The sequence below is a fragment of the Herpetosiphon llansteffanensis genome (assembly GCF_003205875.1).
Lineage (GTDB): Bacteria > Chloroflexota > Chloroflexia > Chloroflexales > Herpetosiphonaceae > Herpetosiphon > Herpetosiphon llansteffanensis.
Genome location: NZ_PUBZ01000114.1, coordinates 178,945 through 194,628, shown reverse-complemented (window position 1 = coordinate 194,628; position 15,684 = coordinate 178,945). Strand labels below are relative to the sequence as shown.

The following is a 15,684-nucleotide window of genomic DNA, read 5'->3' as shown; positions in this document are numbered from 1 at the left end:
TCTAGCTTCGTCGGCAGCGTCAGATGTGTATAAGAGACAGTGTTCTATGTTCTATGCTCTCTGTTCTTTGTTCTCATGCTTCATCCTTCATCCCTCATCCTTCATAATTTCATATGTTCTTTGTTCTCATGCTTCATCCTTCATCCCTCATCCTTCATACTTTCGCCTCAAGCGTGTGTGTCAAGCCATCATCAACAAAGCTTACAGTAATCGCCCCATCGGCATGCACCCACTCAATCGGCTGCTCGTCAAGCAAAACCGCCTTTGGTGGCAGCGAGTGCAAATTCACCACGATTGTGCGCGGTGCTGGCTGCCACGCACCTTGGCGCGCTGCAATAATGAAGCTTATTGATTGTGCAGTTTCGATGCAGCTGAAATGCGTGGTTGCACTCAAGCCTTGCTCATAGTCGAATGAAATGCCATCATCCTCGTAGAGCGTCCATTCGCTCGTACCACTGGGATAAACGTCGAGCGTCAAGGGATCAAGCGGAGCTTCGCCCGTATAATTGAGCACCGGGCCAAGCGTCAGAATCGCACCGCCACGCACATAGATTGGCAAACGCTCTAATGGCGCGTGTACCAAAATATGCTGCGCCCCAGTGATGCGCTCGCCAGTCCACCAATCGTACCACTCACCAGCAGGCAAATAGACCGAACGATATTCAACCCCAGGCCGAACAATCGGTGCAAGCATTAATTGGGAGCCACACAAGACTTGATCATGCAAGGCATGGGTTGCTACATCAGCAGCATATTCATAGACCAATGGCCGAATAATTGGTGCTCCCGTGGTTGAAGCCTGATAAAACAGCGTATACAAATAGGGCAATAAGCGGTAGCGCAAGCTCAAATACGCGCGGGCAATCGCTTCGGTGCGTTCACCAAACGCCCAAGGCTCAGCAGGCCGCGTGCCTGAGCACGAATGACCGCGACAGAAGGGCAGAAATGCACCAACTTGCACCCAACGCGCCCATAATTCAGGCGAAGCATTACCAAAAAACCCGCCAATATCCACGCCAACAAATGGAATTCCCGAAAGCCCCAAGTTACAAATTTGCGGCAACGTCATTTCCAAATGTTCCCACAACGCCGAATTATCGCCAGTCCATAAGGTTGCCCAGCGTGATAAGCCAGCAAAGCCAGAACGCGTCAAGACAAATGGCCGCTCATTTGGCCGTAATTGGCGCAAACCTTGATAGGTTGCTTGGGCCATCAACAAACCATACACATTATGTACTTCGGCGTGGGTTGTGCGCTCATCAGCAGCACCTTGTGGTGCATTTAAGTCAATCGTGCCACCATTACCGCCGCCTTCACTAAAAGGTCGATCAAACACGGTTGGCTCGTTCATGTCATCCCAAATGCCACGCACGCCTGCATCAACTAATATCTTATGTAAATTTCCCCACCATGCACGCACATCAGCACGGGTAAAATCAGCAAATGCACTATCATCAGGCCAAACATAGCCACTAAATAAGCTTCCGTCAGCCCGTTTAATAAAATAATCGTTGGCGATACCTTCAGCAAAAACTGCATAATTTGGGTCAGTTTTCACCCCAGGATCAATAATTGTCACGACATTGAAGCCATCTTGGGCCAAATCTTGCACTAATTGGGCTGGCTGAGCAAATCGTTCAGGATGCCAGGTAAAAACCCGATAGCCATCCATATAATCAATATCAAAATGAATTGCATCGCATGGAATATTACGGGCGCGTAATTCATCGGCAATTGCCCGCATTGTGCTGCTTGAATCATAGCCCCAACGACTTTGATGATAACCAAGCGCCCAATAGGCAGGCAACGGCATTGCACCCAACAATTCGCGCCATGCAGCGGTAATATCTGCTGGTGTGTCACCTAAAACCACATAATAATCAAGATCTGGCCCTTGAGTTTTTAAGCTCAATAATGCAGCATCGGTTGCCCCGACATCAACACTCGAACGAAAGGACGTGTTGAAAAATACGCCATAGCACAAATTGGGCTGCAAACCCATAAAAACTGGCATCGTTGCATACATATTATCAATCCGTGGGCCATGATGTGGTTCTGGATCAAGCGTCCAATTTAAAAACTGCTGACCTGTTTTTTCAAGCCAACCAGTGCGTTCACCAAAACCATAAAAATGCTCAGAATTATAAATTTGCTTTGTGACCAGCCAGCCATCAGCGTCGTAGGTTGCAGGTGCAACGTCACTAAAAAAAGCTTGTTGTTGGCGATTCGTAAACGTAATTCGCCCATCAGCATGTGCAACATTTACCTCTACATCAGTCGTCTCAAGCGTTGTTGTATCGGAATTTTGAGCAATTGACCATTCAACTGGCTCCCATGCATCATCAGCCCGATTAACTGCCCATGAACGCCGTGGTAATGGTTGATCGTTGCTGAGCGAGACTCGAATGAGCTGTGTGCTACAGATGCTAATTCGAAGTTGTTGATTTGCCCGTTTAAACAGACAGCTCCGCGCATCACGATGATCAAGTGTAAGCATTGATGAATCTTGCAGCATAATTCCTCCAAAATTGGCCAAATCGAAACAAAAAAACTTGACACAAAGCAGAAATCTATATACGATAAGGCTATACAGAGCAAGAATATTGAGAATGGCGTGTCGTCAATAGAATAGTATCATTTTCGGAGGCTAAAATCATGGCAGAATTTACACTCTGGTCACCAGAAGAAATGCAAGAACGGGCAAAACCAAAGCGTGCAGTCCAACGCGAAACCCGCGAACGCATTATTGCCGAATATACCGACTATTTCCAAAACGCAAAAGCTGGTTTTGGTGGTCAAGTTGTATTAGGCGATGAAGAAGACAAACGCAAGTTGCGTGCACTTGTCCGCGAAGCTGCAACCCGCAGCAACCTTGTATTACGCTTCCGCCCAATCAAAGACAAAAATCGCATTGAATTTTTGGTCATCGACCCACAAAGCCAACCAGCTCGCAAAACTGGCGCTCGTCGCGGTCGCCCCAAAAAGAAGAGCTAAATAGATTAAAAAGGATGTGGTACATACCACATCCTTTTTTTGATTTAAAAAAACCCCTGTGGATTAATCCACAGGGGCATTTAATTATTCTTCGGTTGCTGGTTCTTCAGCTGGAGCTTCTTCAGCTTGTGGGTAACCCAAGGTCAAAATCAAGCTTTCGACATCATCAAGGATTTCCACATTCGCTGGCAAGTTCAAATCTTTGACCAAGATTTGTTGGCCAATTTCGGTCAAGCTGCTTGCATCAATATCAATTTGGTGTGGCACGTCGCCTGGCAACGCCCGCACACGTACAACTGATTGAACCAAGTTCAACACAGCATTGCCACGGCTGACCATATCGTTTTCGCCTTGCAAAGCAACGTGAATATCCAAATCAACTGGTTGGTTGACATCGACAACTCGCAAGTCGGCGTGGATAATGCGATTGCTGACTGAGTTGCGTTGAACTTCCAACAAGAACGCTGATTGGCGTTTTTGGCCAGGAATGCTCAACTCGATCAAGCCGCTATAGCCAGCTTTGTTGATAACTTTGTTGAATTCGCGTTCGTCAACTTGGGCTGAGTAGGGTTCAATCCCACGGCCACAAATCCCAATTGGCAAAATGCCTTGGTCGCGCAAGCTTTGAACCTTTTTGCCAGTAATTTCGCGCGGTTGGAGTTCCAACCGGAGAGTTTCGTTCGCCATTGCTATGCTACTCCATGTAGAGTTAAAATAATCTTAGATCGCTGCAAAACTGCGATAGTGTACCATAAAACAGGGTGTTGTGCAAAAAATCAACCCAACGCCACGTTAAATGCACGTTGGGTCAGCAGTTTTACCCATGTTCGTTAATCAAGATAACCACGTAATTTCTTGCCAAGGTGTGGGTGACGCAGTTTGCGCAAGGCCACTGCTTCGATTTGGCGAATCCGCTCGCGGGTAATGCCAAACTCAAGCCCAACTTCTTCAAGCGTGCGGTAGCGGCCATCTTTGAGGCCATAGCGCAATTGAATAATTTTGCGTTCGCGCTCAGGCAATTTTTGCAAAACTTCTTCAATCTGTTCACGCAACATGGTCATAGCGGCAGCATCAACGGGGGTTGAAACCCGATCATCCTCGATGAAATCGCCCATGCGGCCTTCGCCCTCTTGGCCAACAGGCATTTCGAGCGAAAGCGGATGCATCGATGCTTCTAAGGTGCGCCGCACTTTGGATGCGGTAATGCCCATGGCTTCGGCAATTTCCTCAGGCGTTGGCTCACGTTGCATGGTTTGTTGCAACTTATGCGAAGTTCGCTTGACTTGGCTAATCGCTTCGCCCATGTGCACTGGCAAGCGAATAGTACGGCTTTGGTCGGCAATTGCCCGCGTAATTGCTTGGCGAATCCACCAGGTGGCATAGGTTGAGAACTTATGGCCTTTGGTGTAATCAAATTTCTCAACTGCCCGCATCAAGCCAATATTGCCCTCTTGGACCAGATCCATCATGGTCAGGCCATATGAGGTATATTTTTTGGCAATCGAAACCACCAAGCGCAAGTTGGCCTGAATCAGATGTTGGCGTGCAGATCGTCCAATATCAATATGGCGTTTCAGCGAAATGCGATCGCTATGCTCAAGCAAGCCATCATCTTGCAACAAGGTATCGTTGGCGGCGTGAGCCACTTCCATTTTCTTGGCGAGATCGACTTCTTCAGCAGCAGTTAACAATGGTACTTGCCCAATTTCTTGTAAGTACATGCGCACTGGGTCGTCGAGCGCAATATCGGAAAGGTCAGGCAAGGCTCCATCGAGCTCGTGGTCACTATCGAGATCTAAATCAAGATCGAGTTCGGCCACGTTGGGGGCTTCGTCTGCATCAATAACCTCGATGCCTGCTTCTTCGATTTGTTCGTAGAGGCTTTCGAGGGCTTCGATATTCGTCTCTGGCTCTGGCAACACGCTGAGAATATCTTCGCGTTTGATGCGGTTCTGATTTTTTGCCGCAAGCTCCAGTAGCTTGTCAATCATTGAAATGGCTCCTCCGAGGTTGAGTCGCAGGCAAGATGTTGCTATCTAAACTAATGATCGAACGCCGCCCCCCAAGCATCGGCACGAGGCGCGGCGACAGTTTATCTATACAATGCCTGAATGCTAAGGCAAATTGTGGCAATCTCATCGCGGTATTGTGCGTGCTGTGATGCCGTTGCTCGTAAGAACAACAGCATTTAGCCACTCGTTTCACTATAGCATTGTTCCTAGTTGATCGTCAACCCTCTCGAAGTACTTTTTAACTAGCAATCTCCGTCTTTTGACTGATCACGTTTAGGATTAATGGATTATTGCACGCTCAAAATAATTCGTCAGCTTCTTGATCAATCAATTCTGGCGTACGCGGCCTGAGGCTTGGCCCACGCCGATTGCCCTGAATCATGGCCTCGTAGAAGGTTTTATCGTAGGCTCTGGTGCGCATGACCACTGGCATTGGCACAGCATGGCCCAACATCATGGCCTGTTGGCGCGAATCAAGCGAGGCCAACACGGTTTTCAGGCCTTTCGAGCCACCAACGCCCATAAACACTGCATCAATATCGCGATCATCGTTGAGCAACGCCGTAATCCGCGAGCCAAGCTGGCTCATCACTTCGTTGTCAATCGATGATGGCCGTTGATCAACCACCAGCAAGGTCACCGAATATTTGCGCAATTCACGGGCAATTTTGCCAAAAATGGTTTGCTTGGCCAAGCTCGGCGTAAGAAAATTATGCGCTTCTTCGATGGTAATCATCAGTTGCGGCGGGCGATCGCTCGATTTTTTCGAGGCCAAAAAGGTTTCGGTTCGCCGCACCCATTCATCGTAAATAAGGCGCGTCAGAATGTTTGAAACCAGCATATAGGCCAATTCGCTGCGATATTGACCAAATTCGACCACCACATTTTTGCCAGCGAGCAAGGCATCGATAATTTGGCGAATCGATGATTGGCTCGATTTGCGCGTTACAAATTTAAGTTGCTCAAGCTGAGCCAATTTACGCGAAAGCGCCGACATCGACGACATGTTTGCGCCTGTCGATTCAACAAATTCTTTCAGCTGTTCTGTATCTAATTCGCGCAGCTTTTGAATCCAATCGTCGCCAAAGCGTTGAGCGCAGATAAACGCCGATTCAGCAGCGGTGGGATTAAGATTAAGTGCGTCTTGTAATAACAAAATATCATCAACCCGAACTTCGTTCAGGCCAATCGTAATTTCACCATCATATTTCACGCCGCGCCGCCGCGACGATTCAGGATCGAGGCTGTAAATATACACTTGGCCAGGAAAGAGCTGCGATAAGCCCTTAACTTCTTGAATTTTATCTTCGGTTGTGCCACTCCAGCCATATTCAGAGTGCATATCGAAAATTAAATTACTTGCAGCATTATGTTTAATCACACCACATAATAATAAGCGTGTTAAGAACGATTTACCAGTACCAGACTTACCAAACACTCCATTTGAGCGCTCAACAAACCGCGCCAAATCGATACAAACAGGCACATCCATATCGAGCGGCGTGCCCATTTGAAATTTGCCATCGCCCTCGGCTCCAAACACGAGGCCAAAATCGTCTTCGCTGGCTTCGTAAATCGGCGCAAAGTGGGCCGGAATCGTTTTAACAGGCCGTGGAGTTTCTAGCGAATCTTCGGGCAACATCAACTGTGGAGTTATTTTAAACGTGCCATAGGTATTACGCCCAGCCAAAATCTCACGCAACAACGGGTGTTCATCATCAGGCGGATCGGCCAAAATCGAGAGGCTGGTTGCCGCCAGTTGCACATCGGTCAACATCGAAAAAAAGCGGTTTTGGCGGCCTTGCACCACCATAAATTGACCAACGCGCAAACGCTCAATATCGTAGCGTTCATCTAAACGAGCAGTTAACCCTTCAAGTAACGATCCACTCGTCACGACCCCAATCCGTGTTGCTTGTGCCATACTCAAAAACTCCGTACAAACTCGGTAGCTCATTTTAGCACATCTGCGCGACTCCAACAATCCACGTTTGCTGGTCAGGGTATGGAGAACATAGAGCAAAGAACATAGAACAGAGGAGAAGCGCTATGCACGAAGGGTTGAAACCACGAAGGACACGAAGAGCACGAAGATGGGTATGGGCTATTGGCTATTGACTTTTGATTTTCATTCTTCATTATGTTGTATGCTCTTTGTTCTTTTTGGCTTCATCCCTCATACTTCATCCTTCATACATTTCTCTGCGCCTCTGCGTTAAAACGTTGCTACTTTTTGCCTTTTGATTTCTGATTTCTGACTTTTGATTTTTCCCTTTCACATGGTTATGTTCTATGTTCTATGCTCTTTGCTCTCTTTTCGACTTGGATCACATCTTGCTAAATGCTTGTGAGCTTTTTTTAAGAAGTATGCTTGATCGCTAGGATAGAATAAAGCCAAAGCCGATCAACAAGTTCATAGCAGTATCGCCGCTTGGTGCAAGGAGCAACTAGCTTATGCAAGCACATGCCGGTCAATCGCTGATTCAACTTCAGCAGGTGACAAAGCGTTTTGGCGATCGCGACGTGGTGCGCGATGTTTCATGGAATATTCAGCCAGGTGAGATTTTTGGCATCGTCGGGCCATCAGGTTGTGGCAAAACCACGACTGTGCGCCTCATGACGGGAGTCTATATCCCAACCAGTGGCTCTGTCAGCGTATTGGGCAAAGATCCAGCAACATTCAATGCTCATGATCGCGAACAACTCGGCTATATGCCACAGTTGTTTGTGCTGTACCCCAATTTGAATGTGCTCGAAAATATGCGCTTTGCAGCCTCGATGTACGGCGTTTCATTAACCAAACGCCGCAAACGGATCGACGAATTATTGGATTTTGTCGAGCTTGATCAGGCCCGCAAAACCTTGGCTGGCAATATTTCTGGCGGGATGCAACGGCGCTTGCAATTGGCTGCCGCGTTGGTGCACGAGCCAGAATTGTTGTTCGTCGATGAACCAACTGCTGGCATCGACCCTGTGCTGCGTGGCCGCTTCTGGGATCAATTTAAAGAACTCAAGGCCATGGGCAAATCGCTGGTCGTTACTACTCAGTATGTCAACGAGGTTGCCTATTGCGATCGGGTGGCGGTGATGCGCGATGGTCAATTGTTGCTGGTTGACACGCCCGATGGCCTGCGCCGCCGCGCATTGGGCAGCGATGTGCTAAATATTCGGGTTGATGCTGAAGATTTGCGTAATGCAGTGCGCATTTTGAGCCGTCATCAATTAGTTTTAGGCATCGAACGCCCTCACAATGCGCCGCTTGGCAGCATGATGGTCTATGTCGATGATGCAAGCACCGCCTTGCCCGAACTCATCGCCGCGCTCAATAGCGACCCAACCATCGATACGCGCCAAGTTGGCGAATATAACCCGCCATTCGACGATATTTTTATTACTTTGATGGAACGGCTCGAAACACCAGCCAGCAAGGAGCACAGCAATGCTTAAAAATCTTGTGCGCATTTTTGCGTTCTGTGCCAAAGAATTAAATGCGATCCGCCGCCAACCCTTACTTTTAGTTGGCTTAATTATTGGGCCGTTTCTGATTCTCTCGTTGTTTGGGGTTGGCTACCAAGGCGAGCAACCGAAGCTTCGCACCGGCATCGTCGTGCCACCAGGTCACCGCGATGATCCTCAAGTGACCGAATTACTCAAACGCATCAGCAACACATTTCTGATCGATCCAGAACGCCATATTTACGAAAGCGAAGCGCCAGCCATCGCTGCGCTCGAAAACGACGAACTTGATCTGGTCGAAATTTTCCCTTTGGAGATGACCACGGTCTACTCGACTGGCAAGGCAGTTGATATTCGCTTTATCTATAGCGAAGTCGACCCATTGCTACGCTCGTGGATTGAATATCTCTCGTATACCCAAATTAATGAACTCAACAAAGGCATGTTGTTTAGCGTGGTTGGCCAAAGCCAGCAGCAAATTGGCACCTTGCGCGATTATGTCAGCGATGCGCGCCAGCAAATTAGCCAATTGCGCGAACAGCTCAGCGGTAACAAACGCGCCGAAGCCCGCCAAACCATTCGCAGCTTGCGCGAATCAGGCGCGTTGCAATTAATTGCCTTATCGATGACCCAAAATGGAGCCAGCGAAACCAGCACTTCAACCCAAAGCCTTAGCTCGCTGCAAGCCTCGCTCGATACGCTTGATCGCGATTTGGCTGCAGGCGGCAGCTTGGAAAAGCAAGAGCAGCAATTAACCGAGCTTGATACTCGCCTCAGCGAGCTTGATCAACAGGCAGATCGGGTGCAAGCAATCGATCCGGCGGTCGTCGTTTCGCCATTGCGCTCAGTTGCTAACAACCTTGCGCCAATTGAAAGCCTTGGCGACATCACCAAAGATCCAGCAACTGCCTATGTGCGTTTTTATACGCCAGCAGTGTTGGCGCTCTTGCTGCAACATATGATGGTCACCTTGGCTGGTTTATCGCTGGTGCGTGAGCTACAACAAGGCACATTGGAGATGTTTCGGGTTTCGCCACTCTCAGCCTTCCAAACCTTGATTGGCAAATACGCCAGCTATACAATTTTGTCGGCGTTGATCATCACAGTTTTGGTTTCGCTCATGGTCTTTGGGCTAGGCGTGCCCTTCTACACAGGCCAATTGCTCAACTTCGCCTTGCTGACCTTTATGCTGACCATCGCCTCGCTGGGCATTGGCTTTTTCATTTCGTCGGTGGTGAGTACCGATAGCCAAGCAGTGCAATTCTCGATGTTGGTGCTGTTGATGTCGGTCTTCTTCAGCGGCTTCTTCATCTCAATTAAATCGTTTTTGCCGTTTGTGCAGAATATCGCTCGTGGCTTGCCCGTGACCCATGGGATTGCCAATTATCAACAAATTATGCTACTCAACCGTGCGCCAGCAACCAGCACCTACATCTGGCTTGGCGGGATAGCCTTGGTATCATTTTTGCTTAGTTGGTTGATATTCAGTCGTCAATTTCAACGCAAATAACATAAACCGAGTATCAAGCACCAATACCATGGAGGAAACGCAATGTTTGGACATTTTTTCAAAACCATTTGGATGGCAGGCAAATATTTTCTGTTAGGTTTGGCAACTGCTGCCCTGACAGCGCCCCAAACAGGGGCTGAAAGCCGCCAACTCCTGAAAAAACGCATTTTGGGCTTGTTTGATCAAACCCTGCCAACCACAGCGAGCACAATTGAACACGACGAGCATGGTGCAGCCGCGCTCGATAAGCAAGAGTATTGGCAAAATGGTGCTGAAAAGCACAGCGTTTTATAAAGGAGCAGCACCATGTTTCCATTAGGCGATGATAACTCCAAACTCCGGCGGCGCGGTTATGTAACCTATGGCCTGATTGCGCTCAATGTGCTGGTGTTCTTCTACGAAATTTCGTTGGGCAGCGAAAGCCAAGCCTTGCAAGATTTTATTATGACTTGGGGCGCAGTGCCTGAACGCATCGCAGCTGGCGATGGCTGGATCACGCTGTTTACCTCGATGTTTTTGCATGGTGGTTGGGCACACTTAATCGGGAATATGCTGTTTTTATTTGTCTTTGGCGATAACGTCGAAGATGCTTTCGGCCATGTCAAGTATCTGGCTTTTTATTTGATAACTGGCCTAATTGCTTCGGCGGCACACATTCTGCTTAACCTAAACTCAGCGAGTGCTGGAATTCCCAGCGTCGGGGCATCAGGCGCGATTTCGGGGATCCTTGGAGCCTATATCGTTATGTTCCGCAGCAATTCGGTTAAAGTCTTGCTCGGGCGTTTCGTGCAAACGGTTCCTGCTTGGATGATGATTGGCTTGTGGGCAGTGCAACAATTCATTGCCACCTTCGCCACCATTACAACAACTAGTCAAACCAGTGGCGGCGTTGCCTATGCTGCGCATGCTGGTGGCTTTATCGCTGGGGTTGTGATTGGCTTTGTGCTAAGCCGCATTCAACCATCCCCCCAATTGGCTCAACGCCCGAAAGCCTAATTATTTGGAGGAATTGATCATGAACAACGAACAAAAAAATCACGATGAACCTGGTTTTGGCGAAAAAGCCAAAGATTTTATTCAAAATTTGTTTGATCGCGATGAAACGCCAAATAACGAACCAGCAACCCAACGTGCTGAAGTTGAAGATGAATCGAACAAACCACGCGACCGTGGCATTGTTGAATACACCAAAGATTTTGTCAGCAACATGTTTGGTAATGATCGCGCTCACGAACGCCGCGAAGAAGGCGAAGCCGATACCCCACACGATCGTGGGTTTGCCGAATACACCAAAGATTTTGCTGGTAACTTAGTTGGCCGCGATCGCGATGAAACTCCAACCGATACTGCTGCAGAAAAAGCTCGCAATATAGCAGAAGCAGCCAACAATGCTGCTGAAAAAGCTCGCGAGCAAGCAGACAAACAACGCAATCACTAAGTTTGATTAACCCAAAACAACGCAATCGTTCGAACGATTGCGTTGTTTTTTTAATTGTGTAAGAGCAGGTCAATCACCTGGGTCGCCATATCCTCGCCGAATGGTTCGCCAGTCACCAACAAGCGCAAGAAAAACGGCCCAATCAACATCTCTAGAAAAATTTGGGCATTTGTTGCCGCTGGCAATTCGCCACGCTCAATCGCCCGCTCGACCAACACCGCAAATTGCGCAACCCAAATGCCCCAAACTGCTTGCCGCGCCTCAGCAGCTTCGGCCAAATTGGAAACATCAACACACGCGCGACTGAGTGCAGCACCCTCAGGCGATTGCAAATAGCGCACCAAACTCGGCAAAAAGCTCAAAACATCATCGCGAAACGCCCCAGTATCAGGGTTCGGCACATGCTGATCAAACAATGCTAACACGGTATCAGCAACCAGCATGGCTTTGGTTTTCCAGCGCCGATAGATCGAGGTTTCATGCACGCCCGCCCGTTGGGCCACATCGCCGATGCGCAATTGAGCATAACCCTGCTCGAGCAACAACTCGCCAGTGGCTTGCAACACTGCCGCATGTACTTTGGCGCTGCGCCCGCCTGGGCGTTGGCGATGCAGCAACGATTGATAAACCGTGTCTTGCTCGTGCTCTGCTTCCGATGGCTCTGGTTTCATTATGCATAATCCTTCTATTATTATTGCAAGTTTCTTGCATTAAGCCAACAATTATTCTATAGTTAGCGCATAATGCAGGAAACTTGCGTTTACAAGCGTAAGCAATTCATGGCCATAAGAGGAGCATACCATGGATGAGTATACAATCAGCGTTCAGGGCACGGTTGGCGCAGAGGCGATTCGGGTTTTACAACGCAGCACTGGCGCTGAACAATTTATCGCATGGCATGGCATTACCGCTGTAAACCGTTTTTGGCTGTGGGATGCGCTGTGGCCGCATGGCGAGGTGCAACTTGTCGGCTTGCCCGGGCATGGCTCAGTGCCCAATCAGCCAAAAAAGCAATGGAATCGCTGGACCCAAGAGCACTTGATTGAAACTGGCATCGCTAGCCTCAAAAAAATCAGCAATGGCCAGCCAGCCACGATCATCGGCCACTCAACAGGCGGCTTGATTGCCTTGGGCATTGCCCACCAAGCGCCAGAATTGGTCAAACGACTGATTGTGCTATCGCCAGTTGTTTGGTCGGAACTCACTGGAATTGTGAGTTTATGGCAGCGTTTTGTGGGGAAACCAAGCTTGCTCAAAGCAATTATTCATAGCTCGCTTGGCTTGGGCCGCTATAGCCATTGGGCTTTTTCCAAATCGCTGGTTGCCTTCATCAAAGATCGTCAAGGCTTTTATAGTAACCCCAAAGTGATTAAAACAATCAGCGATGGCTATGGCCAAATGCAACAAACGCCGATTGCTGGCATCGCTGGCATCACAACTGTGCTCAAACATGCCGATTTACGCCCCTTGATTCTAGCCAAGCCAACCGCCGTTCCGACCTTAATCGTGCATGGCCAACACGATCCGATTGTGCCATTTAAGCAGGCCCAATGGCTAAAATTGACGCTTCCCCACGCCGATCTGTTGGCAATTCCCAAGGTCGGGCATTTACCGTATGCAGAGCAAGAAGCTTATGTCAACCGCGAAGTTGTCGCATGGATCGAAAAAACTGCCTAAACGTGTCATAATAAGCCAGCGTTATTGAGCGTCAGGAGCGTTTATGCGGTGGCTCATGCGGTTATCAGTTTGGGAATGGATTGCGCTCATAACCTTGGGCGGTTGGCTTTGGCAGCGCATTAGCCAGCGCAGCAATCACCAAAACTCGCAACAACAGCGTTGGTTAATTGATATCTGTGTGGTAATTACTATAATGGCGTTAGCTGGCAGCGCAATCTGGCAAATTCGTTGGCTGGGCTTAGTGGCCTTTGGCGCGGCAGCATTGGGCTTGGCGCTTGGCATTCGCAATTGGTTTTTAATAATTCGGGGCTGGTTTAGTGGGTTGTTTAGTCGCAAATAATTCAGATTTGGCTATAATACAGCAGGTCTTTTAATTGGAGATGATCGTTGTGAAGCGCTTTTTAGCTGGCCTGCGTCCTTTGATTCAGCAATTGCCCTATAAATTTCCCCGTGCCTATGATGTGTTGGTGCATCACGGGGTTTTTCGTTGGCTGGGAATGGCTGGCACTGAACAAACAGCGCTCGTAGCAAAAGCCTTGCAGCACGACGGTTGGGCAATCGAAGCGCCGATCGGCACAGGCCGATTAACCCTCGATCTCTATGCGCAACGCCCCAATTTACAGGTGGTTGGCATCGATTTGGCTATGCCGATGTTGCGAGCGGCCCAAGCTGAGCTAGCAAAAAAAGGCATTATCAATGTGCATTTAATTTGTGCCGATATGACAGCGCTACCCTTTCATGCCGATCAATTCAGCCAAATTGTGACATTAAATGGCTTGCAGGTTGTGCCGCACGCCGAAACATTAATTGATGAACTATTGCGCGTTGCCGAAGATGGGTGCTCGATCGCTGGCACTGCCACGGTTGATATTGGGCTGGAGCCACGCGGCGGTTTGCAGCGCTTGCTGGTACGCAGCGGCATGATCAATAAACTCAATCCTGAGCATTTGCACGAAATTATCAGCCTAACTTGGAGCAAACTGAGCGCCAATCGCCGGGGCGCTGTTTACAACTTCTTGCGCCCACGCCTCGACCGCGCCACTGGGGAGCCAATTAACAACGAATAGAGAGAGGAACATACTGCCATGATCTTTTTTGGAAAACGGGGTAACGTTGTCGATACATTAAAAACGTTTTGGCACGTCTGCCCGGGCTGTCAATTAAACGTCCCTTTTAATGTGCATTTCATCTACAGCTACATTCATTTGTATTTTATTTTTGGCTTGATTACCAGCCATCAGTATGTTGAAACCTGCCCCAACTGCTTGCGTCGCCAAGTTGTGCCGAAAGAAGCGCTGCCGCTTGAAATTCGCCAAAATCGCTATGCGAATATTATGCATCAATTTGGTTTAGCTGCCTTAGCTGGGTTGATTATTTTAATGGTGCTAATCAACGCCGTTAAGTGATTTATTCCCTCACCCCAACCCCTTTCAAGGGTAGGGTTTTAATCCAATTTGGTGGTGGCAAGTATTCCCTCACCCCCCAGCCCACTCTCCCACTGAACGCGGGCGAGGGGGAGCAGCGCGTTTTCACCACGATTTCGGCGAAAACCACCTAACCAAAAAGCCCCGCTCCCACGCCACGGGAGAGGGGCTGGGGTGAGGGGATCTTAAAAACCACCCTTGAAAGCACCCCCAGCCCCCTCTCCCACTGAACGCGGGCGAGGGGGAGCAGCGCGTTTTCACCACGATTTCGGCGAAAACCACCTAACCAAAAAGCCCCGCTCCCGCGCCACGGGAGAGGGGTTGGGGTGAGGGGCTTTCACTTATGGCAAAATTGGCACTGCCAACGCGCGGAATGCTTTATCGCCAGATTTGACCAAGGTTGGCTGGCCAGCAAATTCGAGAATCGCGGCGGCTTCGCTATCGGTCACGACATTGCCTTCGCGCAACTCAGCCTTGAACGTCCATTCTGCGGCAGTTGCCAACTCTTCGGCAGCTGCTGGCTCCAAGTAAATCGTCACGCCTTGAGCTTGATATGGCTTAGTTTCGGCCTTCATCAAGGTTTCAACGGCGGCCAAAGCTTTGCGGAATTGAACGAAGCGGCGTTGACCATCTGCATTCAAGCCTGAGCGTTGTTCTGAAAAAGCAGCATAAGCTTGGGCACTGCACGAACCATCAGTCAAATTCACGGTCAAGGTGGTTACATTAACATCTGAAATCATTGGTTCTGGATCGCCCAGCGGCGTATCGAGACAAAAATCCTTTTCAGCGCCAAGTACATCGCTCAGCAATTGCTTAATTTGGCTCTCGTTGAGGGTGGTTTGTTGCCAGAACATTTTGCCATCTGCATCATAATATTGATAAATTAACTCGCCATTGCCATACAAGCGAAACTGGGGCACGGCCAACAATTTATTATACAGTGGGGTCACAAACCCACCTTCATTGCGCAATTCCAAGATCGTTACTGCGGCGCTGGTATCGTAGGCATAGCCACCAGTAACTGCAGGCGTTGCGGTGGCGATAGTTTGATTCCCGCCAGCAGTGGTGGGAACAGTGGTTGGGGTGGTTTGGCCACCACAGGCAGTCAAAATCAAAAGGGCAGCAATTGCCGTAATTCGTCGAAGCACTGGAAGTTTCCTTTCAAATGATTTG

General features: G+C 48.9%; 16 protein-coding genes. 10 read left to right on the top strand and 6 right to left on the bottom strand.

From position 1 onward, the window contains the following. Positions 1-154: 154 nt before the first annotated feature. Positions 155-2,515: a TIM-barrel domain-containing protein gene (locus tag C5S61_RS18345; protein ID WP_240614533.1), complete on the bottom strand. Its 2,361-nt coding sequence runs from the start codon at positions 2,513-2,515 to the stop codon at positions 155-157. 140 nt (positions 2,516-2,655) lie between these two features. On the opposite strand from C5S61_RS18345, the gene C5S61_RS18340 reads away from it, so the two are divergent. Next, positions 2,656-2,994 carry a hypothetical protein gene (locus tag C5S61_RS18340; protein WP_110517265.1) on the top strand — a complete coding sequence of 113 codons (339 nt, stop codon included), beginning with the start codon at positions 2,656-2,658 and terminating at the stop codon, positions 2,992-2,994. Between the two features lie 84 nt (positions 2,995-3,078). On the opposite strand, the gene C5S61_RS18335 is transcribed toward C5S61_RS18340, so the two are convergent. From C5S61_RS18335 to C5S61_RS18325, 3 genes are all read right to left on the bottom strand, one after another. Beyond that, positions 3,079-3,681 (bottom strand): 50S ribosomal protein L25, encoded by a 603-nt coding sequence (locus C5S61_RS18335; RefSeq protein WP_110517263.1) that lies wholly within the window; start codon positions 3,679-3,681, stop codon positions 3,079-3,081. Between the two features lie 143 nt (positions 3,682-3,824). Beyond that, entirely contained in the window at positions 3,825-4,985 is a 1,161-nt protein-coding gene (rpoD, locus tag C5S61_RS18330; protein WP_110517261.1) for an RNA polymerase sigma factor RpoD, read from the bottom strand. A gap of 319 nt (positions 4,986-5,304) precedes the next feature. Further along, complete coding sequence (locus C5S61_RS18325; RefSeq protein ID WP_110517259.1) at positions 5,305-6,930, bottom strand: helicase HerA domain-containing protein; 1,626 nt, start codon at positions 6,928-6,930, stop codon at positions 5,305-5,307. A gap of 530 nt (positions 6,931-7,460) precedes the next feature. On the opposite strand from C5S61_RS18325, the gene C5S61_RS18320 reads away from it, so the two are divergent. Genes C5S61_RS18320 through C5S61_RS18300 form a run of 5 tightly spaced genes read left to right on the top strand, consistent with a single transcriptional unit; the run spans position 7,461 to position 11,410 of the window. Next, on the top strand, positions 7,461-8,453 hold the full coding sequence (locus C5S61_RS18320) for an ABC transporter ATP-binding protein (protein WP_110517257.1): 993 nt from the start codon (positions 7,461-7,463) through the stop codon (positions 8,451-8,453). Further along, positions 8,446-9,972, top strand: a complete 1,527-nt coding sequence (locus C5S61_RS18315) for an ABC transporter permease (RefSeq protein ID WP_110517255.1) — start codon at positions 8,446-8,448, stop codon at positions 9,970-9,972. Before C5S61_RS18320 ends, C5S61_RS18315 begins: the two co-directional genes overlap by 8 nt. Before the next feature lie 42 nt (positions 9,973-10,014). After that, on the top strand, positions 10,015-10,266 hold the full coding sequence (locus C5S61_RS18310) for a hypothetical protein (RefSeq protein WP_110517253.1): 252 nt from the start codon (positions 10,015-10,017) through the stop codon (positions 10,264-10,266). Between the two features lie 12 nt (positions 10,267-10,278). Then, a complete protein-coding gene (locus C5S61_RS18305) occupies positions 10,279-10,968 on the top strand; it encodes a rhomboid family intramembrane serine protease (RefSeq protein WP_110517251.1) in 690 nt (229 codons plus the stop codon). A gap of 19 nt (positions 10,969-10,987) precedes the next feature. Further along, a complete protein-coding gene (locus C5S61_RS18300) occupies positions 10,988-11,410 on the top strand; it encodes a hypothetical protein (RefSeq protein WP_110517249.1) in 423 nt (140 codons plus the stop codon). 50 nt (positions 11,411-11,460) lie between these two features. Here C5S61_RS18300 and C5S61_RS18295 read toward each other — a convergent pair whose 3' ends face one another. Continuing rightward, complete coding sequence (locus C5S61_RS18295; RefSeq protein ID WP_110517247.1) at positions 11,461-12,081, bottom strand: TetR/AcrR family transcriptional regulator; 621 nt, start codon at positions 12,079-12,081, stop codon at positions 11,461-11,463. Positions 12,082-12,211: 130 nt separating this feature from the next. On the opposite strand from C5S61_RS18295, the gene C5S61_RS18290 reads away from it, so the two are divergent. Genes C5S61_RS18290 through C5S61_RS18275 form a run of 4 tightly spaced genes read left to right on the top strand, consistent with a single transcriptional unit; the run spans position 12,212 to position 14,493 of the window. Further along, on the top strand, positions 12,212-13,087 hold the full coding sequence (locus C5S61_RS18290; RefSeq protein ID WP_110517245.1) for an alpha/beta fold hydrolase: 876 nt from the start codon (positions 12,212-12,214) through the stop codon (positions 13,085-13,087). 43 nt (positions 13,088-13,130) lie between these two features. Continuing rightward, positions 13,131-13,427 (top strand): hypothetical protein, encoded by a 297-nt coding sequence (locus tag C5S61_RS18285; protein ID WP_110517243.1) that lies wholly within the window; start codon positions 13,131-13,133, stop codon positions 13,425-13,427. Between the two features lie 49 nt (positions 13,428-13,476). Continuing rightward, a complete protein-coding gene (locus C5S61_RS18280) occupies positions 13,477-14,154 on the top strand; it encodes a class I SAM-dependent methyltransferase (RefSeq protein WP_164689617.1) in 678 nt (225 codons plus the stop codon). Between the two features lie 18 nt (positions 14,155-14,172). Further along, the gene (locus C5S61_RS18275; protein WP_110517239.1) at positions 14,173-14,493 is read left to right on the top strand and encodes a hypothetical protein; all 321 of its coding nucleotides are present in this window, start codon (positions 14,173-14,175) and stop codon (positions 14,491-14,493) included. 359 nt (positions 14,494-14,852) lie between these two features. Here C5S61_RS18275 and C5S61_RS18270 read toward each other — a convergent pair whose 3' ends face one another. Continuing rightward, entirely contained in the window at positions 14,853-15,659 is an 807-nt protein-coding gene (locus C5S61_RS18270) for a hypothetical protein (RefSeq protein ID WP_110517237.1), read from the bottom strand. Positions 15,660-15,684: the final 25 nt, after the last annotated feature.

Bases quoted from the DNA above. Each gene is read 5' to 3' on its own strand.
- rpoD (WP_110517261.1), bottom strand. From the start codon at position 4,985: ATGATTGACAAGCTACTGGAGCTTGCGGCAAAAAATCAGAACCGCATC.
- C5S61_RS18300 (WP_110517249.1), top strand. From the start codon at position 10,988: ATGAACAACGAACAAAAAAATCACGATGAACCTGGTTTTGGCGAAAAA.
- C5S61_RS18340 (WP_110517265.1), top strand. From the start codon at position 2,656: ATGGCAGAATTTACACTCTGGTCACCAGAAGAAATGCAAGAACGGGCA.
- C5S61_RS18320 (WP_110517257.1), top strand. From the start codon at position 7,461: ATGCAAGCACATGCCGGTCAATCGCTGATTCAACTTCAGCAGGTGACA.
- C5S61_RS18295 (WP_110517247.1), bottom strand. From the start codon at position 12,081: ATGAAACCAGAGCCATCGGAAGCAGAGCACGAGCAAGACACGGTTTAT.
- C5S61_RS18325 (WP_110517259.1), bottom strand. From the start codon at position 6,930: ATGGCACAAGCAACACGGATTGGGGTCGTGACGAGTGGATCGTTACTT.
- C5S61_RS18335 (WP_110517263.1), bottom strand. From the start codon at position 3,681: ATGGCGAACGAAACTCTCCGGTTGGAACTCCAACCGCGCGAAATTACT.
- C5S61_RS18285 (WP_110517243.1), top strand. From the start codon at position 13,131: ATGCGGTGGCTCATGCGGTTATCAGTTTGGGAATGGATTGCGCTCATA.
- C5S61_RS18275 (WP_110517239.1), top strand. From the start codon at position 14,173: ATGATCTTTTTTGGAAAACGGGGTAACGTTGTCGATACATTAAAAACG.
- C5S61_RS18305 (WP_110517251.1), top strand. From the start codon at position 10,279: ATGTTTCCATTAGGCGATGATAACTCCAAACTCCGGCGGCGCGGTTAT.
- C5S61_RS18345 (WP_240614533.1), bottom strand. From the start codon at position 2,515: ATGCTGCAAGATTCATCAATGCTTACACTTGATCATCGTGATGCGCGG.
- C5S61_RS18290 (WP_110517245.1), top strand. From the start codon at position 12,212: ATGGATGAGTATACAATCAGCGTTCAGGGCACGGTTGGCGCAGAGGCG.
- C5S61_RS18315 (WP_110517255.1), top strand. From the start codon at position 8,446: ATGCTTAAAAATCTTGTGCGCATTTTTGCGTTCTGTGCCAAAGAATTA.
- C5S61_RS18310 (WP_110517253.1), top strand. From the start codon at position 10,015: ATGTTTGGACATTTTTTCAAAACCATTTGGATGGCAGGCAAATATTTT.